Origin of the sequence: Sphingobium wenxiniae (assembly GCF_007830065.1) — a bacterium.
In the GTDB taxonomy this organism is placed as follows: Bacteria; Pseudomonadota; Alphaproteobacteria; order Sphingomonadales; family Sphingomonadaceae; genus Sphingobium; species Sphingobium wenxiniae.
Map to the genome: position 1 here is coordinate 96,974 of NZ_VLKK01000008.1, position 26,058 is coordinate 123,031.

The window sequence follows — 26,058 nt, forward strand, 5'->3', positions numbered from 1 at the left end:
GAAGGCATCCGAACCCATGTCCCTGCGTAACATTGCGATCATCGCGCACGTCGACCACGGCAAAACCACGCTGGTCGACCAGCTTTTCCGCCAGTCCGGCACCTTCCGCGACAATCAGCGGGTCGAGGAACGGGCGATGGATTCGAACGACCTCGAAAAGGAACGCGGCATCACCATCCTGGCGAAGCCGACCTCCATCGAATGGAACGGCACGCGCATCAACATCGTCGACACGCCCGGCCACGCCGATTTCGGCGGCGAGGTGGAGCGCATCCTCTCCATGGTCGACGGCGTGATCCTGCTGGTCGATTCGTCCGAAGGCGCGATGCCGCAGACCAAGTTCGTGACCGGCAAGGCGCTGGCGCTGGGCCTGAAGCCCATCGTCGTCGTCAACAAGGTCGACCGCCCGGACGAGCGCATCCAGGAAGTGCTGGACGAGGTGTTCGACCTGTTCGTGACGCTTGAAGCGACCGACGAGCAGCTTGATTTCCCGGTGCTCTATGCGTCGGGCCGCAACGGCTATGCCAGCGAAGACCCGACTCGCCGCGAAGGCACGCTGGAACCGATGTTCCAGAAGATCGTCGATCATGTGCCGCCGCCGTCGCTGGATCAGGACGCGCCCTTCAGCTTCCTCGTCACGCTGCTCGACCGCGACAATTTCCTCGGCCGCATCCTGACCGGCCGCGTCCAGTCCGGCACGCTGAAGGTCAACCAGCCGATCCACGCGCTCGACAGCGAGGGCAAGGTGATCGAAACCGGCCGCGCGTCGAAGATCCTGTCCTTCCGCGGCCTTGATCGCGTGCCGGTGGAGGAAGCGAAGGCGGGCGACATCATCAGCCTCGCGGGCCTGACCGTCGCGACCGTGGCGAACACCATCGCCGACACCTCGGTCAGCGAACCGATCCAGGCCCAGCCGATCGATCCGCCGACGCTGTCGATGCGTTTCGCGGTGAACGATTCGCCGATGGCGGGCCGCGAAGGCAGCAAGGTGACGAGCCGCATGATCCGCGACCGCCTGATGCGCGAAGCGGAATCCAACGTGGCGATCAAGGTGACTGAAGCTGCCGACAAGGACAGCTTCGAAGTCGCCGGCCGCGGCGAATTGCAGCTTGGCGTGCTCATTGAAACGATGCGCCGCGAAGGCTTCGAACTGGGCATCAGCCGGCCGCGCGTGCTGTTCGGCACGGACGAGGCGGGCGACCGCACTGAGCCGTATGAAACCGTCGTCATCGACGTGGACGACGAATTCACCGGCACGGTCGTCGAGAAGATGAACCAGCGCAAGGCGGAAATGACCGACATGCGCCCATCGGGCGGCGGCAAGACCCGCATCACCTTCTCCGCGCCTTCGCGGGGCCTGATCGGCTATCATGGCGAATTCCTGTCCGACACGCGCGGCACCGGCATCATGAACCGCCTGTTCGAGAAATACGGCCCCCACAAGGGCACCATCGAAGGCCGCAAGAACGGCGTGCTGATCTCCAACGGCGCGGGCGAGGCGGTGGCCTATGCGCTCGGTCCGCTCGAAGAGCGCGGCGTGCTGATGGTGGGCGTGGGCGAGGCGCTCTATGAAGGCATGATCATCGGCGAGAACGCCAAGCCGGAAGACCTGGAAGTCAATCCGATGAAGTCGAAGGCGCTCACCAACTTCCGCGCAAGCGGCAAGGATGACAGCATCCGCCTGACCCCGCCGTGGAAGATGACCCTGGAACAGGCCATCGCCTATATCGACGACGATGAAATGGTCGAAGTGACGCCGCAGAACATCCGCCTGCGCAAGCGCTATCTCGATCCCAACGAACGCAAGCGCATGTCCCGCGCCAAGGCGGCCTGATCTTTCGGGGGAGCGGCGTTGGTCGCTCCCCTTTATCTTTGGCGGTCAAATACCCGGCGGTTATGGATAAGGAGCGAGCGTTGCGCTGGCCCACCCCGCTGCGACTGAACCCCGCCTGCGCCTCGGCCAGTCTCGCTCCCCTCCCGCTTGCAGGGTTTGGAGCGGGCCGGCGCGACGTCTGTTATTAGCCGTCTTCCGTCATGCCAGCGAAAGCCGGGATCTCTCTTCTTCGCAGGTGCAACCCAGCCTAAAGGAGATCCCAGCTTCGCCGGCATGACGGATGTTGGGAAATGTTCGCGAATGGCCGAATTGGTCTTCATTACCTAATTGAAATCACAAAAAATATTATTTCCTCACAGCACTGTTGCCGCTCATTCCCCCTCTGTAACGAAAGCTCTTTCGCCTAAGATGCGGATAAGTTATGGCTAACTTATGGGGGCGAAATATGTAATCCTGGCTGCGATGGCCTGTGCCGTTTCGGTGTCTGCGGGGGCGCAGGCGCCGAAGCCGGGGACGCTGGAAACCTATAAGGACTGGACCATCGGCTGCGACAATCGCGGCCGGTGCGAGGCCGTGTCCCTGCTGGCCGAAGGCGCGGACTGGCCGGACAATCCGGTCATGATCGGCATCAGCCGCGACGCCGGACCGGATGCGGCGCCGGAGGTCTGGGCCAGCCGCGATGCGAAGGGACCGGCGGAATTTGCCTTCCTCGTCGACGGCCGCAGGATCGCGAGCACGACAGGCATGGATGGCGAAGCGAAGATCAACGGGCCGCAGGCGTCCGCGCTCGCCGTCGCCATGGCGCGCGGCTATGCGCTGGAAATCCGTTCCGGCGGCAAGCTGCTTGGCCGTCCCTCGCTCGCCGGGTCGGGCGCCGCGCTGCGCTATATGGACGCGCAGCAGGGGCGGGCGGGCACCGCCACCGCGCTGATCGCCACCGGCCCGCTGCGCGCGAACGCCGTGCGCCCAGCGCCCGCCGTGCCGAGCGTCGTCCGCCTTGCTATTCCGTCCCATCCTGCGCCCGTCGCCTTCTGGCGCGAGGAACTGACCGCGCTGGGCCGCTTCACCGGCTGCGCGGACGAAATGCGGAATGCACAGCCGCCCGAACAGCACCGCCTTTCGAAGAGCGACGAACTGGTGCTCGTTCCGTGCGGGGCGGGGGCCTATAATTTTTCCTCCGTCCCCGTGATCGCCACAGGCGTCGCGGGCCGCCGCACTTTCCGCTTCGCCACGTTCGATTATCAGCCGGGCTGGAGCGAGGGGGAAAAGCATCCGATGCTGGTCAACGCAAGCTGGTTGCCGGAGCGTTCGCGCCTCGAAAGCCATGCCAAGGGGCGCGGCCTTGGCGATTGCGGCAGCAGCGAGACCTATGTCTGGGATGGAACGCGCTTCCGGCTGGTCGAAGCCGCCGCCATGGGCGAATGCCGGGGCGGGTGGCACTGGATCACCACATGGTCGGCGCGCGTCACTGACAAGTCGGGCCAATAGGAATTAAGGTCGGAAGCCTCCGCGCGTCGGCGAAGGCGGGAGCGAGGATGGATATCAAGCCGCTGAGAAAAAGAGGGGCCGCCTGCAACCCTCATTCGGGCAGATGTCCGCATATTATATGATCGCCATTTCAAAGGCCGCTCAGCGTGATGCGCCCGGCACCCATTTGATGTCGTTCACGCCATTGCCGTTCAAGCGCCGCGCCATCACGAACAACAGGTCGGACAGCCGGTTGAGATAGGCCAGCGCCTGCGGGTTGAGCGCGACCTCCGCCGCCGCCGCCGTGGCGCTGCGTTCGGCCCGGCGCGTCACGGCGCGGGCGAGATGGACGGCAGCGGCGGCAGGCGATCCGCCCGGTAGGATGAAGCTGTCCAGCGGCTTCAGCTCCGCGTTCATCAGGTCGATCTCCGCCTCCAGCCGCTTGACCTGGCTTTCGACGATCCGCAGCGCCCAGGGTTCGTCCGCTCCCTCCGGCACGGGCGTCGCGAGGTCCGCGCCCAGATCGAACAGGTCGTTCTGGATCACCGTCAGCCACCGCGCTTCCTGCGCGACGCCGATGGCGAGGATGGCGAGGCCGATGGCGCTGTTCGCTTCATCCACGTCGCCCACCGCCTGCATCCGCGGCGCGTGTTTGGGCAAGCGCGATCCGTCGACAAGACCGGTCGTGCCCGCATCGCCGGTGCGGGTGTATATCTTGTTGAGCTTCACCATGGCGTCAGCCGGTGCCCTTCATCAGCAGCAGGATCGCGACGATGATGATCGCCGCTGCCTGGAACAGGATGCGGTTCATCATCATCCGGTTCTGCTTGAGGCTGGACGGGCTGGGGCCGCCTTCGGGGGAGTTAAGCTCCTCCTTGGTGGCCTGGAGAAAAGCGACGATGCCCCGGATCAGCGCGAACAGCGTCGCGGCCATGGCAAGGATCAGGGCGATGACAAGCACGGTATTCATGGAGAGAGTCTAGGCTCGCTCCAGCGAAATGCCAACCGGAAAGCGCCCCGCCCGCAGATCGCCCGCCAGTTGCGCGGGATCGGCTCCCTCCGCCCGCAAATCGGCTAGTCCGATCGACCCGCTCCGCTTCGCAAGCCGCTTGCCGTCCGTCCCCGCCAGCAGCGGATGGTGGACATAGGCCGGCGCGGGCAGGCCCAGCAGCGCTTGTATAACCCGATGAACATGCGTCGCCGCGAACAGGTCATCGCCGCGCAGCACATGGGTCACGCCCATAGCCGCATCGTCCAGAGTGCAGGACAGGTGATAGCTTGCGGGCGCATCCTTGCGCGCCAGCACCACATCGCCCGCCGCCAGCGGTTCTGCCGGGATGTCCTGTCCCGGCCCGTCGCCCGGCGGGAAGGGCAGGGCGGTCCACCGCAACGGCCCCGCCTTCGCGGCCGCCATCGCCATGTCGATCCGCCAGGCATGAGGCTCCCCCGCCGCGATCCGCCGCGCCCGCTCGCTTTCGGTCAAGGCGCGGCACATCCCCGGATAGACCGCCCCCTCCGGCCCATGCGGCGCGCTGGCGCTCGCGGTCCATTGCGCCTGAATGTCGGCGCGAGTGCAGAAACAGGGATAGAGCAACCCCATCTGCCGCAGCCGCTCCAGCGCCGCGTCATACTGCCCAAGCCGTTCCGACTGGAAGACGATCTCCCCATCCCATGCCACGCCGAGCCATTGCAGATCCTCGACGATGCCCGCGACATGCTCCGGGCGGCTGCGCGCGGCGTCTATATCCTCGATCCGCAATCGGAACGCGCCGCCCGCCGCGCGGGCCATGTCCATGGCCATCAGCGCCGACCAGCCATGCCCTATATGCAGCCGTCCGGTGGGGCTGGGCGCGAAGCGTGTCACCATATGCTGTGGTGCGAAAGATTGAGTCATACCGGCTCTTGACGAGGACAAGTGGTTAATGCTGTCATGCCCCCGTCACGTTTCCGGTCAATCAGCGGGTTGGCGAAAAAGGAACGAAAAGGGGGTAGAAGGGTCCTTATGTACCATCCCGACCTGATACGGCATCCGGAAAATTGCCCGGCGCTGGTTCTGAATGCGGACTATACGCCGCTGAGCTATTATCCGTTGAGCTTGTGGCCCTGGCAGACCGCCATCAAGGCGGTTTTTCTGGATCGGGTGGACATCGTCGCCAGCTATGAGCGGGAGGTCCACAGCCCCAGCCTGGACATGAAAATCCCCTCGGTCATCGCGCTCAAGCAATATGTGCGCCCTTCGGAACATCCCGCCTTCACGCGTTTCAACCTGTTCTTGCGCGACCGCTTCGCCTGCCAATATTGCGGATCGCCCCACGACCTGACCTTCGACCATGTGGTCCCGCGCCGGGCGGGCGGGCGCACGACCTGGGAGAATGTCGCGACGGCCTGCTCCCCTTGCAACCTGCGCAAGGGCGGCCGCACGCCCAAGGAAGCGGGGATGCGCCTGCACGTTCCGCCGATCCGCCCGACAAGCTGGCAGCTACAGGAACATGGCCGGGCCTTTCCGCCGGGCTATCTGCATGAAAGCTGGCGTGACTGGCTCTATTGGGATGTCGAGCTTCTTGCCTGATCCCGTCACGGCATGGCGGGCAGCCAGTCCAGATCCATGTCCTTTTGCCGGTTGGTATAGTGGCCGATCTCCTCCAACTGAGCCATGTCGATCAGCGTGATGCGGCCATTGGCGCGGCTGATGAGACCTTCCTGCTCCATCTGCCGGATCATCCGGTTCACATGGACGGAGGTGAGGCCGATCGCATCGCCGATTTCCTCCTGCGTCAGCTTGAGGTCGAAGCTGTCGGTGATGCCGTCATCGGTCAGCCGCAGCCGGTCGAACATGTCGAGCAGGAACGCCGCGACCCGCGCCTTGGCCGAAGTCCGCCCCAGCGAGGCGAGCCGGTCGGTCATCGCCACCCGTTCCGCATTGGACAGCAGGAACAGGAGCGCCGCGACGCGTGGATATTCCTCCAGCAAACGGCGCAGCGCATGTTTATCGAACGGGCAGACGATCGTGTCCGACAGCGCCACTAGCGATTCGGGCGCCTTGTTGTAGATGGTGCTGGCCGATCCGATGAAGTCGCCGGGAAAATAGACGCGCAATATCTGCCGGCTTCCATCGGGCAGGATCACGAAGCTCATCACGCGGCCTTCGCGCAGGACGAACAGTTCCGTGACCGTTTCGTTGACACGCTGGATCATGCCGCCGCGCCTGATCTTGCGCGGATTTTCCTCCAGCCGGGCGAGCGCCGCCCTTTCCGCGTCGGACAGCGGCACATGCTTTCCCAGCCTGTCTGCGAAGCAGCTTGTCGCCACCAATAATACCTTCTTGTCTGAATTGTCGTTACGATGGCAGAACGCCCCGGCTTCCCTTTTGGCTGCATTTTCAGTCCTTGCACTAAACTCGATCAAGGTTCCTCCCGTCGGTGCGCGATTATGGACGCGGCGTCGCTTTCCGCCTTCGTCGCGATGATTCGAGGGCGGGCCGCCTTGCGCGCGGCGCATTTGGCGCTATGAACCAAAGGCAATGGACCGCATTCACATCCGCGGCGGCAAGACGCTCAATGGCCGCCTTCCCATTTCTGGCGCGAAGAATGCGGCGTTGACGCTGCTGCCCTGCGCGCTGCTGACCGACGAGCCGGTGACGCTCCGCAATCTGCCGCGTCTTGCCGATGTCGACAGCTTCGGCCATCTGCTCAACCAGCTTGGCGTGTCGACCATGATCGAAGGCGCGCGGCCGGAGGATTTCGGCCGCGTCATGACCATGCGCGCGGGCCGCGTCACCTCGACCGAAGCGCCCTATGACATCGTGCGCAAGATGCGCGCGTCGATCCTGGTGCTGGGTCCGCTGCTGGCCCGCGCGGGCGAGGCGCGGGTGTCGCTGCCGGGTGGCTGCGCCATCGGCAACCGCCCGATCGATTTGCATTTGAAGGCGCTGGAAGCCTTCGGCGCGGCGATCGAAGTGACGGCGGGCTATGTCCGCGCCAGCGCGCCGGACGGCGGCCTGCCGGGCGGCATCTACACCTTCCCGGTCGTGTCGGTCGGCGCGACGGAAAATGCGCTGATGGCCGCCGTGCTCGCCAAAGGCACGTGCACGCTGGAAAATGCCGCGCGCGAACCGGAAATCGTCGACCTGTGCAACCTCCTCATCGCCATGGGGGCGCAGATCGAGGGCGTGGGCAGCGACAAGCTCACCGTGCATGGCCGCGACCGCCTGCACGGCGCGACCTACCGCGTGATGCCGGACCGGATCGAGGCAGGCAGCTATGCCTGCGCGGTCGCCATTACCGGCGGCACGCTTGACCTGATCGGCGCCGATGCCGACGACATGCACGCCATCCTGGCCGCCCTGCGCGACGCGGGCGTGCAGGTGGACGCGACGAAGGACGGCATCCGCGTCGCTTCCGACGGCAAGCTGAGGCCGCTCAACATCTCCACAGCGCCTTTCCCGGCCTTTCCCACCGACATGCAGGCGCAGTTCATGGCGATGCTGACGCTGGCGGATGGGGCTTCGGTGCTGACCGAGACGATCTTCGAGAACCGCTACATGCATGTCCCCGAACTGGCGCGCATGGGGGCGGACATCGCCGTCAACGGCCGCACCGCCGTGGTGCGCGGCGTCGAGCGGCTGGTCGGCGCGCCGGTGATGGCGACCGACCTGCGTGCGTCGATGAGCCTGATCCTCGCCGGTCTGGCGGCGGAAGGGGAAACGCAGGTCAACCGCGTCTATCATCTCGATCGCGGCTATGAGCGGCTGGAGGAAAAGCTGTCCGCCGTGGGAGCGGATATAGAGCGGGTCAGCGATGGCTGACTGGCGCGGCCTTGAGACGGACCGCGCGACTATTCTCGCGCAGTACGATCTCGATGCCGGCGGCTTTGACGCGCTCGACGGGATTACCGATTTCGCAGCCGCCTTGTGTGGCGCACCGATTTCGCTGGTCAGCATCGTGGAGGATGTGCGCCAGCGCTTTATCGCGCGGACCGGCCTGGAGGCCGAAGGAACGCCGCGCGACCTGTCCTTTTGCGCCCATGCGATGCTGGAGGACGCCATCTTCATCGTGCCCGACGCGCGGATCGATCCCCGCTTCGCCGACAATGCGCTGGTGACTGGTGCGCCGCATATATGCTTTTATGCGGGCGCGCCGCTGATCGACGGGGATGGCGTGCCGCTGGGCGCGCTATGCGTCATCGACAGCACACCGCGCGCCGATCTCACGCTGCTTCAGCGTCAGGGGCTGTCGATTCTGGCGCGGCAGGTGACGGCGCAATTGCACAGCCGCCGGCGGGATCGGGAAATGACATCCCGGCAATTGCGCGATGCCGAGGCGCTGGCGGAAAGCAACCGCATGTTCCGCACCCTCGCGGACACCATGCCCCAGCTTGTCTGGGCTGCCCGGCCCGATGGCTATAATGATTATTTCAACGGGGGCTGGTATGACTATATCGGCATTCCGCCCGGCACGAGCGAAGGCGAGCGATGGGTCGATGCCATCCATCCGGACGACAAGGAGCGCGCCTTCGACCGCTGGAACCGTTCGCTCAGGACCGGCGAGCCTTATGAGATCGAATATCGGCTGCGCCATCATGCGGGCGGCCATCGCTGGACATTGGGCCGCGCCCGGCCGATCCGCGATGACGAGGGGCAGATCATCCGCTGGATCGGCACCTGCACCGACATGCATGAACAGAAGATGATGATGGAGGAGCGCGAGATGATCGCGCATGAATTGTCCCATCGCATCAAGAACATCTTTTCTGTGATCGGCGGCCTTGTCGGCTTGTCCGCGCGGGAGCATCCCGAGATGGCGGCGGCGGCGGACGATCTGCGCGAGCGTATCCTGTCGCTGGGTCGCGCGCATGATTTCGTGCGCCCGCACAGCGGCGATTCCGGAGCATCGTCCGGCCATGCGACGCTGTGCGGCGTGCTGGACCAGCTTTTCGCGCCTTATCGGGGCAAGGGCCGGTCCCGATTCGTCTTTTCCGGCGAAGATATCGAAGTGGACGACCGTTCCGCCACGCCCCTGGCCTTGCTGTTCCATGAGCTTGCGACCAACGCCGCCAAATATGGCGCGCTGTCGGCGGCGGATGGCGTGGTGCGCCTGCACGTCGCGCAGGATGGCGGCGACGTCCGCATAGACTGGCGGGAGGAGGGCGGCCCGCCCGTTTCTCCGGCCGATACGGAGGGGTTCGGCACAAGGCTGATGGCGCTGAGCGTCGAGCGGCAACTGGGGGGCAGGATGGCGCGGAAATGGCGGCCCGACGGGCTGGAAATCAGCGTCTGGATTCCCCGGCGGGCCATGCATCGCGCGCGGCCAGGAAAGGCGTGAAGCCGCCGATGGGGGCATGGGCCGGATCGGGTGTGTCCGCGACCGCCAGCTTCAGGGCGGCGGCGATGCAGCGGGCGTCGAACGGTTTGGTGATGCAGCCGAAAGCCGCGCTCGATGCGGCGCCGATCTGGGCCGGATTGGCGGTGACATAGATTACGCGCACGTCGTGGCGATTGGCCAACTCCATCCCGATGCCAGGCCCGGTCGGCCCATCACGCAGATTGAGGTCCACAAGCGCGATGTCGCACAGCGACGCCGCCGCGAGCGCTTCCGCCCGATCGGCGGCGATGGCGATCACGTCCAGACCGGCGGCCTGCACGATCTGTTCGATTTCCAGCGCCACGAAAATCTCATCTTCGACAATTAGAACCCGCTTGTTCATTCCTGCAACACAGCCCTCCGATGGCCAACAATGCAGGTTATCCCATTCGGTTCCATAATGGATATATTTTATTCCGGATGGCCGGGCACGCTGCTCCACAATGTCTCGAACGCCGTGCCGTTCATCAACAGGACGGTGGCGGGATAACCAGCCGAACCTGCTTTCTTCGCGGTGTCGGTGGCCATGTCGACGGCGGCCCGCTGCGTGGCGAAGGGGCCGTAATAGCGGTTGTCCAGATTGATCTTCCACTCGCCGTCATGGTTGAGGACGATGTAGCGCGCATGGGGCAGGGGCATCGGTTACAGAACCTCCGTATTATAATGGTGCCAGGCCATGATGGCCGCCGCGCCGCGATGCGGGCGCCAGCGTTCGGCCATATCGCGCATCATCTTCTCGCTCGGCCGGGTGGGCAGGTCCAATATGCGGCCGATCGCGATTTGCACGGCCAGATCGCCCGCCGGCCAGATGTCGGGCCGTCCTTCGGCAAAGAGCAGGTAGATTTCCGCCGACCAGCGCCCGATGCCCTTGATCCGCACCAGTTGCGCTATGGCTTCCTCATCGTCGGCGGGCAGGGCGTGAAGGTCCAGCGCGCCGCTCGTCACCAGTTCGGCGAGGCTGCGGGCATAGCCCTGTTTTTGCCGTGATAGGCCGCAGGCCCGCAGCGCGTCGAAATCACGGGCGAGCAGGGCGGCGGGATCGCATCCTTCTCCTAGTTCCGTCTCCAGCCTGCGCCATACCGCCGCCGCTGATGCGACGCTCACCTGCTGACCCACGATGGTACGGAGCAGCGTTTCGTAACCAGCCGCGCGCATACGCGTCGCCGGATAGCCTATGTCCCTCAGCACCGTGGCGAAACCGGGTTCCAGTGCGGCTATCGCATCGATGCTTTCGCGCAACTGTTCGGTCGTCGCCACCATTGTTTTGTTATCCCGCCCTTGATTTCCTGCCGGTCTTTCGTCAGAGCGGCGGTAAATTTCACTAGGGGACTGGGTATATGCCGAAGCTGATTGTGGTCAACCGGGAGGGCAAGGAGCAGGCCGTCGATGGCGCCGCCGGCCTGTCGGTCATGGAAATCATCCGGGACAATGGCTTCGACGAACTTCTGGCGCTGTGCGGCGGCTGCTGCTCCTGCGCGACCTGCCATGTCTATGTCGACCCGGCCTTCGCGGACAAGCTGCCGGACATGAGCGAGGATGAGAACGACCTGCTCGACAGCTCCGACGAACGCAATGAACAGAGCCGTTTGTCCTGCCAGATCCAATTCTCCGACGATCTCGACGGAATGCGCGTCACCATCGCGCCGGAGGATTGATAACGAAGCAGGGCGGACGCTGCATAAGCCCGCCCTGCTGCGACCGGAACATTCAAGCCGGCCGTTCACGGTCAACGACTCGGAGCCGCTCCGCTCGATGGGAAACGCTCTGAGTCTCGCTTCCCGACTCTATTATGGCCTCACCCGTAATGTCGCGCTCGGCGCGTCGGCGGTCATCGGTGTCACTTTCCACACGATCCGCTTGCCCTGCGGCGTGTCCTGCGCGCCGTCCTCCTGATTCTGCGCCACGATCTCGGCGTCCGTCGTCAGCGTGAAGGTGCCGTCCAGCGCCTTGGCCGCGTCGTCGCCTGAGCCGCCCATGGACGGCCCCTGGCTCTTGTCGTAGCTGGTGGAAAAGCCCGGCGCCTTCACCCGCACCCGGTCCGCCCCGCGCAGTTCCACTGCGACGAAGGGCAACACGATCTGCGCGTCCGTGTTGAAGGGAAAGAGGAAGGCATGGTCCAGCCTGCCGCTGATCGCATAGTCGATCTCGAACTTGTGATCGCCCAGATAGCGGGCTGCGCGAAATCCCTTCTCCTTCGCCAGCGCGGTGGCAATCGCCTGCATCTTCGCATCGTCGCCAGCATCCTTGCGGTTGGCGAAGGATTGTTCCGCCGCTCCGTCCTTGATCCGCCAGACCCGCGCCGTCCGGTAGACGCTGTCCTGCGTCGTGGGGGCCACGCCATCGTCGTCCGATTCGTCGCCCAGCCCGTCCGGTCCCGGCAAATCCTTGCCAAGGTCCGACGCGATGATCTCCCCCTTGTAGGTGAAGGTGAAGCTGCGATCGGCGTGGATGTCGAGCGTGGAATCGAACTTGCCCGGCGTCACCAGGCAAGCGGACAGCAGCAGCGCGGCGGAAAGCGCCGTCACGGCGCGCAACAGAACGGACATGGTCAAATCCCTGTTATTCCTCTGCCGCTACCGGCTGGCGGCGGCATAGAGGGCAATGGCCGCGGCATTGGAGACATTGAGGCTCTCCATGCGCGGACTGATCGGCAGTTTAGCCAGAATATCGCAATGCGCCATGCTGTTATGCCGCAGCCCTTCGCCTTCGGCCCCCAGCACCAAGGCCACCCGCGATTCGCCGATCGCTTCGCCCAGCGCGGTATCGGCCTCGCCATCCAGGCCGATGCGCCAATAGCCCGCCTCGGCGATCTCATCCAGCGCGCGGGCGAGATTCACGACGCGCACCCACGGCACGATCTCCAGCGCTCCCGAAGCCGCCCGCGCCAGGACGCCCGATTCGGGCGGCGCATGCCGGTCCTGGGTCACGATGCAGAGCGCGTCGAACGCTGCCGCCGAACGCAATATCGCGCCCACATTATGCGGGTCCGTCACCTGATCCAGCACCAGCACGGGCCGCCTGTCGTCCTGCCCGGCCTCCAGCGCGTCGCCCAGCCACACATCGTCGAGCGGCTCGACTTCGGCGACCACGCCCTGATGCGGCGCATCGGCGGGCACCATCCGCCCCAGATCCGCCACGTCGGCATAGACGATGGGCAGCACCGGCGGCAGCTCCAGCGCATTGAGCATCTCGCGCGTGCCCCATATCTTGCGCACCACGCGATCCGGATTGGCCAGCGCTGCGATCACGGCGTGACGCCCGTAAAAGCGCGGATAGTTGCCCTTGTGCCCCGTCGGGCGATGACCTCTTTTCTTCATGTCGCGCTCTTTTCACGGGAAGCATTGACAGGCAAGCCTCCTTTCGTCATTGAGCGCCCTCCAACCGGATTGGGGCACCCCCGAAACGGTCAGGCGACTGGACAGGTGGCCGAGTGGTTAAAGGCAGCAGACTGTAAATCTGCCCGGGTTTCCCGTACGCTGGTTCGAATCCAGCCCTGTCCACCATTTTCTGCCAGCCACTGATGCACGGCGTCAGAGCCGTTGTCCGAATGGATGGCGCTCCGCGCTCCGCAGGCGGCGCACAGCCCGGCGCGCGCCGCAAGAATATCCGCGTCGCAATCCAAAACAGGCCATGAGCCGGTAGAAGGGGGCAGACGCCAACCGGCTGCCCCCGACCGACGGTTTCGCTCTTATCTAAGCGCGGCGCAGGCTTCCTGAATCCGGGTGCATGCCTTTTTCAGCGTTTCTTCCGAGGTCGCATAGCTGATGCGGAAGGCGGGCGAGAGGCCGAAGGCCGCACCATGCACCGCCGCAACCCGCGCTTCGTCGAGGAAATAGCCGATCAGCGCTTCGTCGCTATCGATCAGTTGCCCTTTGGGCGTGGTCTTGCCGATCACGCCGCTGGCGTCGGGATAGACGTAGAAAGCGCCTTCGGGCGTCGGGCAATCGAGGCCCGGTGCGTCGTTCAGCATGGCGACGACCATGTCGCGGCGCTTCCGGAAGGCGGCGTTGCGTTCCTCCAGGAAGTCCTGATCGCCGGTCAGCGCGGCGACGGCTGCCGCCTGGCTGATCGAGCAGGGATTGGAGGTCGACTGCGACTGGAGCTTGCCCATCGCCTTGATGATCCATTCCGGCCCGCCCGCGAAACCGATGCGCCAGCCGGTCATGGAGAATGCCTTGGAGCAGCCATTGACCGTCAGCGTGCGCTCATACAGGTCCGGGCACACCTGCGCGATGGTCGCAAAGGGCGTGGGCGCATACCAGACATGCTCATACATGTCGTCGGTCATCACCAGCACATGGCGGTGGCGCAGCAGCACGTCGCCCAGCGCCCTCAGTTCATCCGCCGAATAGGCCGCGCCCGACGGGTTGGAGGGCGAGTTGAGGATGATCCATTTGGTCCGGGGCGTGATCGCGGCTTCGAGCTGCGCCGCGGTGATCTTGTAACCCTGGCTCGCGGGCGCTTCGATGAAGACCGGCGTGCCGCCCGCGAAGTTCACGATGTCGGGGTAGCTCACCCAATAGGGCGCGGGGATGATGACTTCGTCGCCCGCGTCCACGGTCGCGACCAGCGCATTGAACAACGTGTGCTTGCCGCCGGAGTTCACGCTGATCTGGCTGCGCTTGTAGACGAGGCCGTTGTCGCGCTTGAACTTGAAGGCGACCGCTTCCTTGAGGTCGGCGGTGCCGTCCACATCGGTATAGCGGGTCAGGTTGTTGCGAATCGCGGCGATACCCGCTTCCTTGACGAAGTCGGGCGTGTCGAAATCGGGTTCGCCCGCCGACAGGCCGATCACGTCCACGCCTTCGGCTTTCAGCGCGTTGACCCGCGCGCTCATGGCGAGCGTGGCGGAGGGCTGGATACGACCGAGGGCGGCGGAAGTCTGGCTCATGGCAACAATCTTTCTGAAAAATCCCCTAGGCCCGCAAGAAAGGCGGACGGGGCGTCCCTTAATCCGCAACGGACGCAGGGGCAACCGGTGATAGGACGAAAGCTATCGAACCAGCGAGGCGGCCACCATGCCGCGCGCGGCGTTGCCGATGAAGAAGCCGCCTTCCAGATCGCGCGGGCGCAGGTCCGCCTCGACGGCTTCGCCCATGTCGATCAGGCTCCGGCGCAGGATGCCGGGCAACAGGCCGCGCGACAATGGCGGCGTCAGCAGCTTGTCTCCGCGTTCCACGAAGATGGTGGAAAAGCAGCCTTCGGTCAGGAAACCCTGCTCGTCGGTCAGCAACACCTCGAAGGTGCCGCCGCGCTTCAACGCATCGCGATAGAGCGACCGATCCGTCGTCTTGTGCCTGAACCGCACGTCGTCGGCGGAGGCATTGCGGGGGACGATGGCGACATGCATGATCGCCTGCGGCCAGGTGCAATGTTCCCGCACTTCGATGGCGATGGCGCCGCGCCGGGACGCCAGCAGGCGCAGGCGGCTCTTTTCGCGCAGGCGGAAGGTGGCGGCCTGAAGCTCGTTCCGCACCTCGTGCCGGTCGAACGCGAAGTCGAGCGCCTGCGCGCTGGTCTTCATCCTTTCCAGATGCAGTTCCAGCAGCCGGATGCCTTCGACCGGGTCGAAGGCCATGGTTTCCAAGAGGTCGAAGCGTCCGTCAGCCAATGCCATCGCACCCATTGCAAACCCTAAAAGCGGTAGAAGTCAAGCATGGGAAAGGAAGCGCCCCTTGGCCAGGCACTCCGCCCATTCGGATGCGGGGCCGGAATCCGCCACGATGCCGGACCCAAGGCCCAGCCGCCCCACGCTGCTGCCCTCTTCGACGCAAATCGTGCGGATGGCAACATTGAAGGCCGCGTCCCCTTCCGGGTCGATCCATCCGACAGAGCCGGTATAGATGCCTCGCGCAAAGGGTTCGACGGCATCGATGACCTCCATCGCCCGGACCTTCGGCGCGCCGGTGACGGAGCCGCAGGGAAACAGGACGCGCAGCACATCCACCGGCGACAGGCCCGGCAGGATGCGGGCGCGGACGGTGGACACCATCTGATGCACGGTGGGAAAGCTTTCCACCCGGAACAGTTCGGGGACCGTGACCGTCCCGGCCTGCGACACGCGCGAGAGGTCGTTGCGCAGGAGGTCCACGATCATCAGATTTTCGGCGCGCTGCTTGGGGTCGCTCTCCAGTTCCCGCGCCAACGCCGCGTCGCGGGCCGGGTCCGCGTCGCGCGGGGCGGTGCCCTTCATGGGGCGGGCGGTCAATTGCCCCCGAACCTGCGTGAAGAAAAGCTCCGGCGAAAAGGACAATATGCTGTGCCGGCCGGTGCGGACGACCCCGCCATAACCCGCCGCCGCGCGCGGCCGGACGGCGGCGTAGAACGCCATCGGATCGCCGGGAACCTGCACGTCGCAGGGAAAGGTCAGGTTCGCCTGATAGATGTCGCCCGCCCGGATATAGTCCCGCACCCGGTCGAAGGCGCGGCGATAGGCGGCTTCGTCGATCAGCGGGCCGGGCGCGGACAGCGCCGCAGGAGAGGGAGCGGGCAGCAGGCCCGGCAACTCGCCCGGATCGATCAGGCGGCATCCTTCGAACAGGCCGAACCACAGCAGGGGCGGTGCGCCCGGCGGCGCGCTGTCTTCCCGGCGCAGGGCGATGGGCCGCAGGCGGTCCTCCAGCGCCAGTCCGGCCTCGTAACTCAGGAAGCCGGCGGCATGGAGGCCCTGTTCCCGCGCTTCGGCAAGCCGGTCGAGCGCGGGCTGCACTTCGGCCTGGCGCTGCGCCACGATCGTCGCCACCGGATCGCGGTAGAGACGCGCGGGGGCCGCATTATGCGCACGCGCGTCATCGAACAGGGCGAAGACTTCCTGGGGGCTGGGCAAGCGCATGGCGCTTCTCTTAGCAGGCTTTGGCCCGGGCGGAAGGCTCCCCTTTCGGTTCAGGCGGGCGTGATCCGGTAGGATTGAATTTTCCAGGTCGTCGGGTGTTCCACCCGACCTGAAAATGCTCTAGCGCAAAATCCATGACCGACAGCCAGCCGCCCCGGCCTACCGATCGCCCGTTCGGCCCCGCCTTCGCCCTTGCCGTCAGGGGACTTTGCCCGGCCTGCGGGCAGGGGAAGATGTTCGCGCGCTATTTGAAGCCGGTCCAAGCCTGCGCCCATTGCGGGCAGCAGTGGGACGTGCATCAGGCGGACGATTTCCCGGCCTATATCGTCATCCTGCTGATGGGGCATATATTGGTGCCGCTGATGATCGAGGTGAACGCCGCCTTCGCCATTCCCTTGGGCTGGCAGGCCGCGATCTGGCCCACCCTGGCCGCGATCCTGTGCGCCGCGCTGATCCAGCCGGTCAAGGCCGCCGTCATCGCCTTTCAGTGGACGCGGCGGATGCACGGCTTTACCTGAGCCGTCAGGCGGGCCGCCGCAGGAAATTGCGCTCCATCGCCTCGCGCAGTGTGTCGTCGATGACGCGGCGTCCTTCCGGGCCATGGGTCACCACCGTCGTGTCGCAGGTGGCGACGCACACCCCCTTTTGAAATCCGGCGGAACTGATCGTCCAGCTCGTGCGGCCGATATGGCCGATGGCGCAGTGGATATCGAAGGGGTAGGGGAAATGCGCTTCCTCGATGAAGTTCAGGGAAACCGCCGCGACCAGCCAGCGCACCCCCTGTTCCTGCGGGTGGCGGCCCAGATGACGGTGAAAGCGGATGCGGGCGGTTTCGAAGATGCCGGAAATAGCCACATTGTTGATGTGGCCCATCGTATCGATGTCCTGAAAGCGCGTGTCGATGCTCGTGATGAAACTGTAGGCGTCGGGGCTGAAGCGCCAGGATTCGGGTTTTGCCATCTGCTGCTTTCCGCTGCGTGATCCTTTCGTCATACTGGCGCAAGCCGCCGATGCAATCGCGACAGGCGCATTGTCGAAGCACTGCGGCCTTTTTGACACAGCGGGCGGCAACGATCCGTTTCCGCACGGAATGATGGACTTCATGGGACTGCTTTTCTAGCCTGCGCTTCCCTTTGTCCCCGGAGCGCGCCGATGCAACGATACAGCCTTGCCGCCATCTTCCTCCATTGGACCATCGCCATCCTGCTCGCCTTCCAGATCAGCGTCGGATGGGCGCTGGAAGATCTGGGCGCGCGCGGTTTCGCGTTGTTCCAGCTTCACAAGTCGGTCGGCATCACCATCCTCGTCCTGACGCTGGCGCGGATCGCGGTGCGATATTGGAAGCCGCGCCCCGCGCCTGTGGAAGGGGGCTGGCAAGGCGCGCTGGCGAAGACGGTCCATGCGGGGCTGTATCTCTTCATGCTGGGCGCGCCGCTGACGGGCTGGGCGCTGGTGTCGACGGCCAAGGTGAAGGTGCCGACGCTGATCTTCGGCGTCATTCCTCTGCCTCATCTGCCGCTGCCGATAAGCGCGCATGAACTGGCGGAGGGCGGGCACGGGCTGCTCGCCTGGATCGGCATCGCGCTGTTCCTGCTGCATGTCGCGGGCGCGCTCCGCCATCATGTGCTGCTACGGGACGGGCTGATCTGGCGGATGATGCCCGCGCGCTCGCCGGTGCTGCTGGTGCTGCTGCCCGCGCTGGTGCTGGGCGGGCTGGTGCTGGGGAAGGCAATCCTCCCCGCCCCGGCGCCCAAGGCAGCGGCAGCGCAACCGGCGGCGCTCAATGCCATGGATGCCATGGAGGGGGCGGAGGCGGCGCCCGCGCCGGTCGGGAACAAGGTCGAGGCGGCGGACAATGCCGCAACGTCCGCCGCCGATAATGTCGCCGCGCCGGAAGAAACGCCCCTCGGACCGCCCCCGCCATGGGCGGTGCAGCCGGGCGGACGGATCGGCTTTTCCGTCGGCAATGGCGGTGAGACGATCAGCGGCAGCTTCTCCAGGTGGACGGCGAAGATCGCGATGGACCCCGACCATCCCGAAAGCGCCGACATCCGCGTCGACATAGACCTCGCCAGCGCAAGCGTGGGCAATGCCTATCAGGACGGGATGCTGGCGGGCGACGAGTTTTTCGGCACGGCCGCGCATCCCTCCGCGCGCTTCGTCGCCAAGGGGGCGCAGAAGACGGGCGCAAACGGCTATCGCGCGTCCGGCACGCTGACGCTCAAAGGCGTGAGCCGTCGGCAAAGCATCCGCTTCACCCTGTCGGGCAGCGGCGACAGGCGGAAGGTCTCAGGCTCCGCCACCATCGCCCGCGCGCCCTTCGGCGTCGGGAACGGGGACAGCAGCAGCGGGCTGGACCCCAGCGTATCGGTGGATTTCAGTTTCTCCGCTGCTCGGCGGTAGAGCTACCGGAGGGTCATGGATTTGCACCCGAAAGCATGGCATTGGCTGATCCATGAACGCTGACAAACCGCAGAGCACGCGCATCGAGGACGGAGTCTTTCTCGCCCTCGTCCTGCTCGTCACCATCGCCTTTGCCTGGGTGATCGAGCCTTTCGGCGCGGCGATCCTGTGGGGCGTGATCGTGGCGATCCTGTTCGCGCCGGTGAATCAGCAACTGCTGGCGGCGATGCCGGGGCGGCGCAACGGCGCGGCGCTGCTGACGCTGCTCCTCATCCTGGCCATCGTCATCGTGCCCGCCATCGTGTTGGCCATGGCGCTGGTGCAGGAGGCCAGCTATTTTTACGGCCGCCTGCAATCGGGCCAGATCAATATCGCGGAGATATTCAATCGCTTTCAGGCCAGCCTGCCCGATTGGGCTTCGGCATGGCTGGAACGGCTGGGCATCACCAATTTCGCCACGGTGCGGGACATGTTGACCGACGGCATCGCGTCGAGCTTCCAAACGCTCGCGGGGCAGGCGCTCTCCATCGGGCAAAGCGCCATGGGTTTCGTGCTGGCGCTGGGCGTGATGCTGTATCTCACTTTCTTCCTGCTGCGCGACGGGAGCAATCTGGTCGCGATGCTCGACAGGGCCGCGCCTCTGCGCGCCACCCCGCGCCATGCGCTGATGCAGCAGTTCGTCATCGTCGTGCGCGCGACCATCAAGGGCAGCCTGGTGGTCGCCATCGTGCAGGGGCTGATCGGCGGCATCGCTTTCTGGGCGCTGGGGATACCGGGCGCGCTGCTGTGGGGCGTGCTGATGGGATGCGCGTCCCTGTTGCCCGCCGTCGGCACCGGCCTCGTCTGGGTGCCGGTCGCGATCTACCTGCTGGCGACCGGTGCGCTGGTGAAGGGGCTGATCCTCGTCTTTTGCGGAATCTTCGTGATCGGGATGGTCGACAATGTGCTGCGCCCCATCCTTGTCGGGCGGGAAACGCGGATTCCCGATTATGTCGTGCTGATCACCACGCTGGGCGGGATCGAGCTGTTCGGGATCAACGGCATCATCATCGGGCCTGTGATCGCATCGCTGTTCATCGCGACGTGGAACATCGTGACGCGGATGCGCCGCCCCGGCGGGATGGAAGGGCCGCTGGCCGACGAGACGGAATAAGCGCCTAAAGCTCTTCCAGCGCGGCGCTGGCTTCCATCCAGGCTTCCTCCGCGGCCTCCAGCTTCCTTTCGACGGCGGCGCGCTTCACCATCAGGTCGGTCATGCTCATCTTCGCCTCCGCGCCGGTCGCTGACTTGGGGTCGAACAGCGCCTGATCGATGCGGGTGCGTTCCGCGCCCAGCGTCGCCATTTCCTTTTCCGCCTTGCCGACAGCGGCTTTCAACGCCTTCTGCTTTTCGCGCCATTGCGCGGCGTTGCGCTTTTCGGCCTTGCGGTCGGGCTTGGGCGTATCGCCGCCGCTGCCGTTGCTGTCCGCCTTGCGCAGGACAATGTCGGTATAGTCGTCGAGGCTGCCCGCAAATTCCTGTGCGGTGCCGCCATCCACCAGCACGAGGCGGTCGGCGGCGAGCTCGATCATGTGGCGGTCGTGGCTGACGATCACCACCGCACCCGAATATTCGTTGAGCGCCTGCACCAGCGCCTCGCGGCTGTCGACGTCGAGGTGGTTGGTCGGCTCGTCGAGGATCAGCAGATGCGGCGCATCGCGGGTGATGAGCGCGAGGGCGAGGCGCGCTTTCTCGCCGCCCGACATGCTGCCGACCTTCTGCGTGGCGCGCTCGCCGGAAAAGCCGAAGCGGCCCAGCTGGGCGCGGACGGCGGCGGGGGTCGCGCCCTTCATCACGCGGCTCATATGTTCAAGCGGCGTGTCGGTAACGTCCAGTTCCTCCACCTGATATTGGGTGAAATAGCCGACGCTCATCTTGGCGGAGCTGTTGATCGCGCCTTCCATGGGCGCAAGCTGCGCGGCCATCAGGCGTGCCAGCGTGGTCTTGCCATTGCCGTTGCGGCCGAGCAGCGCGACGCGGTCGTCCGGGTCGATGCGCAGGTTGACACGCTTCAGGATCGGCGTGTCGCCATAGCCGACCGCCGCCATGTCCATGGTGATGAGCGGCGGGCGCAGTTCGGGCGGGCTGGGGAAGGTGAAGGCCAGCGTCGGATCTTCGATAGCCGCCGCGATGGGCTGCATCCGGGCGAGCGCCTTGGCGCGGGACTGGGCCTGCTTCGCGGTGGAGGCGCGCGCGGAGTTGCGGGCGATGTAATCCTGCAACTTCTCCCGTTCGGCCTGCTGTTTCGAGCGGGCGGCTTCCTGCTGGGCGAGGCGTTCGGCGCGCTGGCGCTCGAAGGCGTCATAGCCGCCGGGGTAGAGCGTCACCTTGCCTCCCTCCAGATGCAGGATGTGGTCGACCACATTGTTGAGCAGGTCGCGCTCATGGCTGATGACGACCACGGTGCCGCGATAGTTTTTGAGGAAGCTTTCCAGCCACATCGTCGCTTCAAGGTCGAGATGGTTGGACGGTTCGTCGAGCAGCAGCAGTTCGGGCTGCGAAAAAAGCAGCGAAGCGAGGGCCACGCGCATCTTCCAGCCGCCCGAATAGCTGTCGAGCGGGCGGCCCTGCATCTCCTCGTCGAAGCCGAGGCCGACGAGGATGCGGGCGGCGCGGGCCGGGGCGGTGTAGGCGTCGATGGCGTTCAGCCGCTCATAGATGTGGCCGAGGCGGTCGGGGTCTTCGGTATGCTCCGCCTCCGCCATCAGGACGGCGCGCTCCTTGTCGGCGGCGAGCACCGTTTCGAAGGGCGTGGCGGTGCCGGCAGGGGCTTCCTGCGCGATATAGCCCAGCCGCGTGTCGCGGGGCATGTCGCAACTGCCTTCGTCCGGATCGATCTGGCCGATCATCACCTTCATCAGCGTGGACTTGCCCGCTCCGTTGCGGCCGATGAGGCCGACCCGGCTGCGCGGCGGCAGCGCGGCGGCGGCGCGGTCAAGGATGGTGCGTCCGCCAAGGCGCACGGTGATACCGTTCAAGTTAAGCATGGCGGCCCCCTAGCCTATTTTCGCGGCGGGGGGAAACCGGTGACGGCAGAGAAAGCACGGTGGTTGTTTATGCCCTTTGTGGGCACCCCTATCCACCGTTCAACCCACTAACTGCCGCTACCCTTTCCTGGAGGGCTGTTCCGCATAAAGGGTGAACTGCGCGTGGAGGCCGCCTTGCGAAGACTGCCCCAGCCACAAGTCGAACAGGCCAGGTTCGGCGATGCGCTTGTTGCCGGACCCCACAAATTCCAGATCGGTGCGGGATAGGGAGAAGCGGACCAGCTTGCTTTGCCCGGCGCTAAGCGTCACGCGCTCGATGCGCTTCAACTCGCGGATCGGGCGGGTGCGGCTGGCGACCCGATCGCGGGTGTAAAGTTGCACCACTTCGCTGCCGGGACGGTCGCCGGTGTTGCGGACGCGCGCCGTCACCTCGATAGCGCGGTCCCAGCGGAGCGCGGTGTCGGAAAGCTTCAAGTCCTCCAGCACGAATTGCGTGTAGGACAGGCCGTGGCCGAAGGGAAAGCGGGCGCTGTTGTCGGTGGTGGCATAGCGCGCCTTATATTCGTTGCCGCCATTGTCGGTGACGGGACGGCCTGTCGACTTGCGGTCGTAGAAGAAAGGTTCCTGCCCCGATTCCCATGGGAAGCTGACGGGCAATTTGCCGGAAGGATCGGCCCGCCCGAAAAGCAGATCGGCAATGGCGTGGCCGGTTTCCGAACCCAGGAACCATGTCGCGAGGATCGCCTGCGCATTCGCCACGCCATCGTGCAAGGCAAGCGCGCGGCCATGGCGGAGCAGGACGACGACGGGCTTGCCCGCGGCGGCGACAGCATCGGCCAGCGCCTGCTGCGCGGCGGGGATTTCGATGACGGTGCGGGACTGGGCCTCGCCGGACATATCCTGCGATTCGCCGATGGCGAGGAGGACGATGTCGGCGGCCTTGGCGGCTTCCACCGCTTTTACGATGCCATCGTCTATCGGTTTGCGGACGCCGCAACCCCTGACGATGGTGAGCAGCGACGGATCGGGCATCACGGCGCGCAAGCCGGTGGCAATGTCCACGCCCTTGTCGGGATCGCCATAGAAAGCCCATGGCCCATAGAGATTCGCCTTGTCCTCGCCGAAGGGACCGATGAGGGCGATTTTCTGCCGCCCCGTTGGGGCGAGGGGCAAGACGCCCTCATTTTTGAGCAGCACAACCGAGCGGGTGGCGGATTCGCGGGCGAGCGCGCGATGGCCCGGTGTGGCGATGCGGCTCTTTTCCGCAGCTTCGTCCAGCGAGCGATAGGGATTGTCGAACAGGCCGATGGCGGCCTTCACATAGAGGATGCGGCGGACGGCGACGTCGATGGTGCCTTCGGGCACCGCGCCGCTCTTCACCAGATCGGGCAGATATTTGATGAAGAGGCCGCTCTGCATCGACATGTCGACCCCGGCAAGCACCGCAAGGCGCGCGGCGTCCCGGTCGTCCTGCGCGAAGCCATGGGCGACCAGTTCCTCGTCCGCCGTATAGTCGGAAAAGACGAAACCCCGGAAACCCATCTCGCCGCGCAGCAGATCGGTCAGAAGCTCCCGGTCGGCGGTGGCCGGGACGCCGTTGATCTCGTTGAAGGCGGCCATGGTCGTGAGCGCGCCCGCCGCGAAGGCCGAGCCAAAGGGCGGGATGTGCGTTTCCCGCAGCGTCTCGTCCGAAATGTCGACATTGCCATATTCCAGGCCCGCAGCGACCGCGCCATAGGCGGCGAAATGCTTGGGGCAGGCGAGCAGGCTGTCGTCGCGGCGCAGGTCGCCCCCCTGAAACCCGCGCACGCGGGCAGCGGCGAAAAGGCTGGTGAGGGTCACATCCTCTCCCGCCCCTTCCACCACGCGGCCCCAGCGCTGGTCGCGCGCCACATCGACCATGGGAGCAAAGGTCAGGTGCAGGCCCGCCGCCGTCGCTTCAACCGCCATCGCGCGGGATGTTCTGCGCGCCAGTTCCGGATCGAAGCTGGCCGCTTCGCCCAGCGGCACCGGGAAGATGGTCTTGAGGCCGTGGATCACGTCGCCTGCAAAGAGCAGCGGGATGCCGAGGCGGCTGTCCTTGACCGCGATGTCCTGGGCACGGCGTCCGCCCGCCACGCCGATGCCGTTGAAGAGGCACCCGACGCGCCCCTTGCGGATTTCCCCGGCGAGGCGCTTTTCATCCTGGATGCCCACCTGGGGGTTCGGCGGGTTGAACGGGCGGAAACTGTCGGCAAGGCAGGTCATTTGCCCGGCCTTCTCCTCCAGCGTCATGCGGGAAATAAGGTCGTCCACCCGCGCCACGTCATTGGCGGCGAGAGCGAAGGCCCGGCGCGGGATGGGTAAAGTCAGGAACGCCGCAAGCGACGCGGTCAGGAGGGAACGGCGGTCAAGACTCATCGAAGCGGGGGCGTAACAGGGTCCATATGAATGCAGCTTGTCCACCAAACGCATGACCGCACCCTATGTTGCAGCGCGTCACGCCGAGGCGAACAGTTTGGTCCCTACCACGCCGATCACGGTAAGCGCCATGAAAGCCGCCTGCACCGGCGTCACCCGGTCGCCGAAGAGGATCACCCCGCCGATGATGACCCCCACCGCGCCAAGGCCGGTCCAGATCGCATAGGCGGTTCCGGCGGGCAGGCCCTTCATCGCCAGCGCCAGCAGGCCCATGTTCACGAAGCTCAAGGTGATGGGCACCAGCGCCGCTTGCCACTGGCCGACGGTGGCGGCCCATTTGAGGCTGAGCGCCCAGATGATTTCAGTGACGACCGCGATGCCGAGAATCAGCCACGCCATTGCCAAGCGCTCCTTTTGTTGATCAGGCTCGAAGGGGGAAAGCGCGCGGGCCGGAAACCCGAAAGAGGCGCCACGCCGGGGAGGCTATAGTGGACAGGACTGGAATGTCCAGAAACGACCAAAAAGACACGGCTTCTGTTATCCGCCATTCTTCTTGCTATCGCGTGGGCCTTTCGTAGAGCCTTTGCGACCGGCCAGGCCGCGAAGACGGTGCGACTCAGCTATGGTCGCCCGCCCCAGGCCCATCATTCGGTTGGCAACAGAACTGGAGGCGGCGATGAGAAGAGGAAAACGGTCTTTTCCCCGCCGCGCCGTCTTGCGATTGGCGCGGCGCGTTCTATATCGCGTTTCGAACCGAAACTTGATTTCCTTTGCCGCAGCCGGCCGCCTTCCGATGAATGTTCATGGGCACTCATCGACAATAGGGCGCTGGCTGCGGAAAGCGACCCGAGGACAAGATGCCCATGAAGGCTTTTTTGAGATCCGACCTGTTCCTTCGCTTTCTGGGCGGATTCGTCCTTGGGACGATCGGCATGTTCGTTTTCCATCATGAAGAGCCGTCGATGATCGCGCCCTACGCCAACGCCGCGCCGACGGCGGAATATGCGGCGCGCTGACGGTATCCTTCTTGCACTTTTCGCGGCGCTGGCCGCCGCTTCTCCGCTGCGTGCCGAAAGGGCGGCGCTTGCGCCGGTTCCGGCGATTGATGCAAATCCCGTCCGGAAGCTCGAAACCGCTATTTTCGCGGGCGGCTGCTTCTGGGGCGTGGAAGGCGTGTTTTCCCATGTGAAGGGCGTTCACCTTGCCGTGTCGGGCTTTGCAGGCGGGCCGCGCGGGCGCAAGGTGGATTATGGACGGGTAAGCGAAGGCGATACCGGCTATGCCGAAGCCGTGCGCGTCACCTATGATCCCGGTCAGGTGAGCTATGGCGCGCTGCTGCGGATATTCTTTTCCGTGATTGCGGACCCGACGACGCTCAATGCGCAAGGGCCGGACCGGGGCACGCAATATCGCAGCGCCCTCTTCCCGTTGAACGCGGAACAAGGGAAGGCCGCCAAAGCCTATCTGGTGCAATTGGGCAAGGCAGGGTTGTGGCGCGATCCCGTCGTGACGCGGGTGGAGCGGTTCACCGGCTTTCAGGACGCGGACAGCTATCATCAGGATTTCATGCGCCGCCATCCGCGCCATTTCTATATTCTGAGATGGGACGCGCAGAAGGTAGCGGCGCTCAAGGCAATGTTTCCGGCGCTTTATCGCGACAAGCCTTCGGCTTGATCTGATGGATTGTCGGTTTTTGGGTGGGAGACATAGCTATTCGTCATGCCAGCGAAAGCTGGC

At 65.2% G+C, this 26,058-nt stretch carries 27 protein-coding genes and 1 tRNA gene; 12 read left to right on the plus strand and 16 right to left on the minus strand.

Going from position 1 to position 26,058, the window contains the following annotated elements; genetic code table 11:
* Positions 1-16: 16 nt before the first annotated feature.
* The gene (typA, locus tag IQ35_RS12190; RefSeq protein WP_021244917.1) at positions 17-1,834 is read left to right on the plus strand and encodes a translational GTPase TypA; all 1,818 of its coding nucleotides are present in this window, start codon (positions 17-19) and stop codon (positions 1,832-1,834) included.
* A gap of 432 nt (positions 1,835-2,266) precedes the next feature.
* The gene (locus IQ35_RS12195; protein WP_059140314.1) at positions 2,267-3,322 is read left to right on the plus strand and encodes a DUF1176 domain-containing protein; all 1,056 of its coding nucleotides are present in this window, start codon (positions 2,267-2,269) and stop codon (positions 3,320-3,322) included.
* A 141-nt stretch (positions 3,323-3,463) separates the two neighbouring features.
* Here IQ35_RS12195 and IQ35_RS12200 read toward each other — a convergent pair whose 3' ends face one another.
* From IQ35_RS12200 to gluQRS, 3 genes are read right to left on the minus strand one after another with little or no spacing between them, the layout of a single operon-like run.
* Complete coding sequence (locus tag IQ35_RS12200) at positions 3,464-4,033, minus strand: cob(I)yrinic acid a,c-diamide adenosyltransferase (RefSeq protein WP_021244114.1); 570 nt, start codon at positions 4,031-4,033, stop codon at positions 3,464-3,466.
* A 4-nt stretch (positions 4,034-4,037) separates the two neighbouring features.
* Positions 4,038-4,271, minus strand: coding sequence for a twin transmembrane helix small protein (locus IQ35_RS12205; protein ID WP_021244115.1), 234 nt, complete (start codon positions 4,269-4,271; stop codon positions 4,038-4,040).
* Positions 4,272-4,280: 9 nt separating this feature from the next.
* A complete protein-coding gene (gene gluQRS, locus IQ35_RS12210) occupies positions 4,281-5,195 on the minus strand; it encodes a tRNA glutamyl-Q(34) synthetase GluQRS (protein ID WP_145073828.1) in 915 nt (304 codons plus the stop codon).
* 108 nt (positions 5,196-5,303) lie between these two features.
* On the opposite strand from gluQRS, the gene IQ35_RS12215 reads away from it, so the two are divergent.
* Positions 5,304-5,870, plus strand: a complete 567-nt coding sequence (locus tag IQ35_RS12215; RefSeq protein WP_021244117.1) for an HNH endonuclease — start codon at positions 5,304-5,306, stop codon at positions 5,868-5,870.
* A gap of 5 nt (positions 5,871-5,875) precedes the next feature.
* Here the strand turns inward: IQ35_RS12215 and IQ35_RS12220 are convergent, their stop codons facing one another.
* Positions 5,876-6,613: a Crp/Fnr family transcriptional regulator gene (locus tag IQ35_RS12220; RefSeq protein ID WP_021244118.1), complete on the minus strand. Its 738-nt coding sequence runs from the start codon at positions 6,611-6,613 to the stop codon at positions 5,876-5,878.
* Between the two features lie 208 nt (positions 6,614-6,821).
* Here IQ35_RS12220 and murA point away from each other — a divergent pair, with 208 nt between their 5' ends.
* Complete coding sequence (gene murA / locus IQ35_RS12225; RefSeq protein WP_021244119.1) at positions 6,822-8,105, plus strand: UDP-N-acetylglucosamine 1-carboxyvinyltransferase; 1,284 nt, start codon at positions 6,822-6,824, stop codon at positions 8,103-8,105.
* Positions 8,098-9,621, plus strand: a complete 1,524-nt coding sequence (locus IQ35_RS12230; protein WP_145073830.1) for a PAS domain-containing protein — start codon at positions 8,098-8,100, stop codon at positions 9,619-9,621. Before murA ends, IQ35_RS12230 begins: the two co-directional genes overlap by 8 nt.
* Here IQ35_RS12230 and IQ35_RS12235 read toward each other — a convergent pair.
* The 3 genes from IQ35_RS12235 to IQ35_RS12245 all read right to left on the minus strand — a co-directional run bounded on the left by IQ35_RS12235 (position 9,566) and on the right by IQ35_RS12245 (position 10,920).
* The gene (locus IQ35_RS12235; protein ID WP_145073833.1) at positions 9,566-10,003 is read right to left on the minus strand and encodes a response regulator; all 438 of its coding nucleotides are present in this window, start codon (positions 10,001-10,003) and stop codon (positions 9,566-9,568) included. The genes IQ35_RS12230 and IQ35_RS12235 overlap by 56 nt on opposite strands.
* A gap of 68 nt (positions 10,004-10,071) precedes the next feature.
* Positions 10,072-10,299, minus strand: coding sequence for a DUF2188 domain-containing protein (locus IQ35_RS12240; protein ID WP_021244122.1), 228 nt, complete (start codon positions 10,297-10,299; stop codon positions 10,072-10,074).
* 3 nt (positions 10,300-10,302) lie between these two features.
* A complete protein-coding gene (locus IQ35_RS12245; protein WP_145073836.1) occupies positions 10,303-10,920 on the minus strand; it encodes a DNA-3-methyladenine glycosylase family protein in 618 nt (205 codons plus the stop codon).
* Between the two features lie 77 nt (positions 10,921-10,997).
* Between IQ35_RS12245 and IQ35_RS12250 the strand changes: the two genes are divergently transcribed.
* Positions 10,998-11,315 carry a 2Fe-2S iron-sulfur cluster-binding protein gene (locus IQ35_RS12250; protein ID WP_021244124.1) on the plus strand — a complete coding sequence of 106 codons (318 nt, stop codon included), beginning with the start codon at positions 10,998-11,000 and terminating at the stop codon, positions 11,313-11,315.
* Between the two features lie 132 nt (positions 11,316-11,447).
* On the opposite strand, the gene IQ35_RS12255 is transcribed toward IQ35_RS12250, so the two are convergent.
* Together IQ35_RS12255 and IQ35_RS12260 are read right to left on the minus strand one after the other, a co-directional pair.
* Complete coding sequence (locus tag IQ35_RS12255; RefSeq protein WP_021244125.1) at positions 11,448-12,206, minus strand: hypothetical protein; 759 nt, start codon at positions 12,204-12,206, stop codon at positions 11,448-11,450.
* Between the two features lie 27 nt (positions 12,207-12,233).
* Positions 12,234-12,977 (minus strand): TrmH family RNA methyltransferase, encoded by a 744-nt coding sequence (locus IQ35_RS12260; protein WP_145073839.1) that lies wholly within the window; start codon positions 12,975-12,977, stop codon positions 12,234-12,236.
* Positions 12,978-13,076: 99 nt separating this feature from the next.
* Between IQ35_RS12260 and IQ35_RS12265 the strand changes: the two genes are divergently transcribed.
* Positions 13,077-13,163, plus strand: a tRNA-Tyr gene (locus IQ35_RS12265).
* A 185-nt stretch (positions 13,164-13,348) separates the two neighbouring features.
* Here IQ35_RS12265 and IQ35_RS12270 read toward each other — a convergent pair.
* The 3 genes from IQ35_RS12270 to pabB all read right to left on the minus strand — a co-directional run bounded on the left by IQ35_RS12270 (position 13,349) and on the right by pabB (position 16,492).
* Positions 13,349-14,551, minus strand: a complete 1,203-nt coding sequence (locus IQ35_RS12270) for a pyridoxal phosphate-dependent aminotransferase (RefSeq protein ID WP_021244127.1) — start codon at positions 14,549-14,551, stop codon at positions 13,349-13,351.
* 102 nt (positions 14,552-14,653) lie between these two features.
* Positions 14,654-15,277, minus strand: coding sequence for an aminotransferase class IV (locus IQ35_RS21500; RefSeq protein ID WP_021244128.1), 624 nt, complete (start codon positions 15,275-15,277; stop codon positions 14,654-14,656).
* A 33-nt stretch (positions 15,278-15,310) separates the two neighbouring features.
* Positions 15,311-16,492: an aminodeoxychorismate synthase component I gene (gene pabB, locus IQ35_RS21505; RefSeq protein WP_021244129.1), complete on the minus strand. Its 1,182-nt coding sequence runs from the start codon at positions 16,490-16,492 to the stop codon at positions 15,311-15,313.
* A gap of 134 nt (positions 16,493-16,626) precedes the next feature.
* Between pabB and IQ35_RS12280 the strand changes: the two genes are divergently transcribed.
* Positions 16,627-17,010, plus strand: coding sequence for a DUF983 domain-containing protein (locus IQ35_RS12280; RefSeq protein ID WP_145073842.1), 384 nt, complete (start codon positions 16,627-16,629; stop codon positions 17,008-17,010).
* 4 nt (positions 17,011-17,014) lie between these two features.
* Here IQ35_RS12280 and IQ35_RS12285 read toward each other — a convergent pair whose 3' ends face one another.
* Positions 17,015-17,452, minus strand: a complete 438-nt coding sequence (locus tag IQ35_RS12285) for an acyl-CoA thioesterase (protein ID WP_021244131.1) — start codon at positions 17,450-17,452, stop codon at positions 17,015-17,017.
* Between the two features lie 192 nt (positions 17,453-17,644).
* Between IQ35_RS12285 and IQ35_RS12290 the strand changes: the two genes are divergently transcribed.
* A complete protein-coding gene (locus IQ35_RS12290) occupies positions 17,645-18,895 on the plus strand; it encodes a YceI family protein (protein ID WP_021244132.1) in 1,251 nt (416 codons plus the stop codon).
* A 52-nt stretch (positions 18,896-18,947) separates the two neighbouring features.
* Complete coding sequence (locus IQ35_RS12295) at positions 18,948-20,048, plus strand: AI-2E family transporter (protein WP_021244133.1); 1,101 nt, start codon at positions 18,948-18,950, stop codon at positions 20,046-20,048.
* A 4-nt stretch (positions 20,049-20,052) separates the two neighbouring features.
* Here the strand turns inward: IQ35_RS12295 and IQ35_RS12300 are convergent, their stop codons facing one another.
* The 3 genes from IQ35_RS12300 to IQ35_RS12310 all read right to left on the minus strand — a co-directional run bounded on the left by IQ35_RS12300 (position 20,053) and on the right by IQ35_RS12310 (position 24,720).
* Positions 20,053-21,921 (minus strand): ABC-F family ATP-binding cassette domain-containing protein, encoded by a 1,869-nt coding sequence (locus IQ35_RS12300; RefSeq protein WP_145073845.1) that lies wholly within the window; start codon positions 21,919-21,921, stop codon positions 20,053-20,055.
* A 117-nt stretch (positions 21,922-22,038) separates the two neighbouring features.
* Positions 22,039-24,321 (minus strand): glycoside hydrolase family 3 N-terminal domain-containing protein, encoded by a 2,283-nt coding sequence (locus IQ35_RS12305; protein WP_145073848.1) that lies wholly within the window; start codon positions 24,319-24,321, stop codon positions 22,039-22,041.
* A gap of 78 nt (positions 24,322-24,399) precedes the next feature.
* Positions 24,400-24,720 (minus strand): DMT family transporter, encoded by a 321-nt coding sequence (locus tag IQ35_RS12310; protein ID WP_021244136.1) that lies wholly within the window; start codon positions 24,718-24,720, stop codon positions 24,400-24,402.
* 464 nt (positions 24,721-25,184) lie between these two features.
* On the opposite strand from IQ35_RS12310, the gene IQ35_RS21230 reads away from it, so the two are divergent.
* Together IQ35_RS21230 and msrA are read left to right on the plus strand one after the other, a co-directional pair.
* Positions 25,185-25,337 (plus strand): hypothetical protein, encoded by a 153-nt coding sequence (locus IQ35_RS21230; protein ID WP_021244137.1) that lies wholly within the window; start codon positions 25,185-25,187, stop codon positions 25,335-25,337.
* Positions 25,324-25,995 (plus strand): peptide-methionine (S)-S-oxide reductase MsrA, encoded by a 672-nt coding sequence (gene msrA / locus IQ35_RS12315; protein ID WP_021244138.1) that lies wholly within the window; start codon positions 25,324-25,326, stop codon positions 25,993-25,995. Before IQ35_RS21230 ends, msrA begins: the two co-directional genes overlap by 14 nt.
* The last annotated feature ends 63 nt before the right edge of the window (positions 25,996-26,058 follow it).

What these genes read in the sequence shown, in the direction of transcription:
- IQ35_RS12205 (WP_021244115.1), bottom strand. Translation starts at nt 4,271, where the DNA reads ATGAATACCGTGCTTGTCATCGCCCTGATCCTTGCCATGGCCGCGACG.
- IQ35_RS12195 (WP_059140314.1), top strand. Translation starts at nt 2,267, where the DNA reads ATGGGGGCGAAATATGTAATCCTGGCTGCGATGGCCTGTGCCGTTTCG.
- IQ35_RS21230 (WP_021244137.1), top strand. Translation starts at nt 25,185, where the DNA reads ATGAAGGCTTTTTTGAGATCCGACCTGTTCCTTCGCTTTCTGGGCGGA.
- IQ35_RS21500 (WP_021244128.1), bottom strand. Translation starts at nt 15,277, where the DNA reads ATGGCATTGGCTGACGGACGCTTCGACCTCTTGGAAACCATGGCCTTC.
- IQ35_RS12215 (WP_021244117.1), top strand. Translation starts at nt 5,304, where the DNA reads ATGTACCATCCCGACCTGATACGGCATCCGGAAAATTGCCCGGCGCTG.
- IQ35_RS12240 (WP_021244122.1), bottom strand. Translation starts at nt 10,299, where the DNA reads ATGCCCCTGCCCCATGCGCGCTACATCGTCCTCAACCATGACGGCGAG.
- IQ35_RS12255 (WP_021244125.1), bottom strand. Translation starts at nt 12,206, where the DNA reads ATGTCCGTTCTGTTGCGCGCCGTGACGGCGCTTTCCGCCGCGCTGCTG.
- IQ35_RS12290 (WP_021244132.1), top strand. Translation starts at nt 17,645, where the DNA reads ATGCAACGATACAGCCTTGCCGCCATCTTCCTCCATTGGACCATCGCC.
- IQ35_RS12285 (WP_021244131.1), bottom strand. Translation starts at nt 17,452, where the DNA reads ATGGCAAAACCCGAATCCTGGCGCTTCAGCCCCGACGCCTACAGTTTC.
- IQ35_RS12310 (WP_021244136.1), bottom strand. Translation starts at nt 24,720, where the DNA reads ATGGCGTGGCTGATTCTCGGCATCGCGGTCGTCACTGAAATCATCTGG.
- IQ35_RS12300 (WP_145073845.1), bottom strand. Translation starts at nt 21,921, where the DNA reads ATGCTTAACTTGAACGGTATCACCGTGCGCCTTGGCGGACGCACCATC.
- pabB (WP_021244129.1), bottom strand. Translation starts at nt 16,492, where the DNA reads ATGCGCTTGCCCAGCCCCCAGGAAGTCTTCGCCCTGTTCGATGACGCG.
- gluQRS (WP_145073828.1), bottom strand. Translation starts at nt 5,195, where the DNA reads ATGACTCAATCTTTCGCACCACAGCATATGGTGACACGCTTCGCGCCC.
- IQ35_RS12270 (WP_021244127.1), bottom strand. Translation starts at nt 14,551, where the DNA reads ATGAGCCAGACTTCCGCCGCCCTCGGTCGTATCCAGCCCTCCGCCACG.
- msrA (WP_021244138.1), top strand. Translation starts at nt 25,324, where the DNA reads ATGCGGCGCGCTGACGGTATCCTTCTTGCACTTTTCGCGGCGCTGGCC.
- IQ35_RS12305 (WP_145073848.1), bottom strand. Translation starts at nt 24,321, where the DNA reads ATGAGTCTTGACCGCCGTTCCCTCCTGACCGCGTCGCTTGCGGCGTTC.
- IQ35_RS12250 (WP_021244124.1), top strand. Translation starts at nt 10,998, where the DNA reads ATGCCGAAGCTGATTGTGGTCAACCGGGAGGGCAAGGAGCAGGCCGTC.
- IQ35_RS12280 (WP_145073842.1), top strand. Translation starts at nt 16,627, where the DNA reads ATGACCGACAGCCAGCCGCCCCGGCCTACCGATCGCCCGTTCGGCCCC.
- typA (WP_021244917.1), top strand. Translation starts at nt 17, where the DNA reads ATGTCCCTGCGTAACATTGCGATCATCGCGCACGTCGACCACGGCAAA.
- IQ35_RS12235 (WP_145073833.1), bottom strand. Translation starts at nt 10,003, where the DNA reads ATGAACAAGCGGGTTCTAATTGTCGAAGATGAGATTTTCGTGGCGCTG.
- IQ35_RS12200 (WP_021244114.1), bottom strand. Translation starts at nt 4,033, where the DNA reads ATGGTGAAGCTCAACAAGATATACACCCGCACCGGCGATGCGGGCACG.
- IQ35_RS12295 (WP_021244133.1), top strand. Translation starts at nt 18,948, where the DNA reads ATGAACGCTGACAAACCGCAGAGCACGCGCATCGAGGACGGAGTCTTT.
- IQ35_RS12230 (WP_145073830.1), top strand. Translation starts at nt 8,098, where the DNA reads ATGGCTGACTGGCGCGGCCTTGAGACGGACCGCGCGACTATTCTCGCG.
- murA (WP_021244119.1), top strand. Translation starts at nt 6,822, where the DNA reads ATGGACCGCATTCACATCCGCGGCGGCAAGACGCTCAATGGCCGCCTT.
- IQ35_RS12245 (WP_145073836.1), bottom strand. Translation starts at nt 10,920, where the DNA reads ATGGTGGCGACGACCGAACAGTTGCGCGAAAGCATCGATGCGATAGCC.
- IQ35_RS12260 (WP_145073839.1), bottom strand. Translation starts at nt 12,977, where the DNA reads ATGAAGAAAAGAGGTCATCGCCCGACGGGGCACAAGGGCAACTATCCG.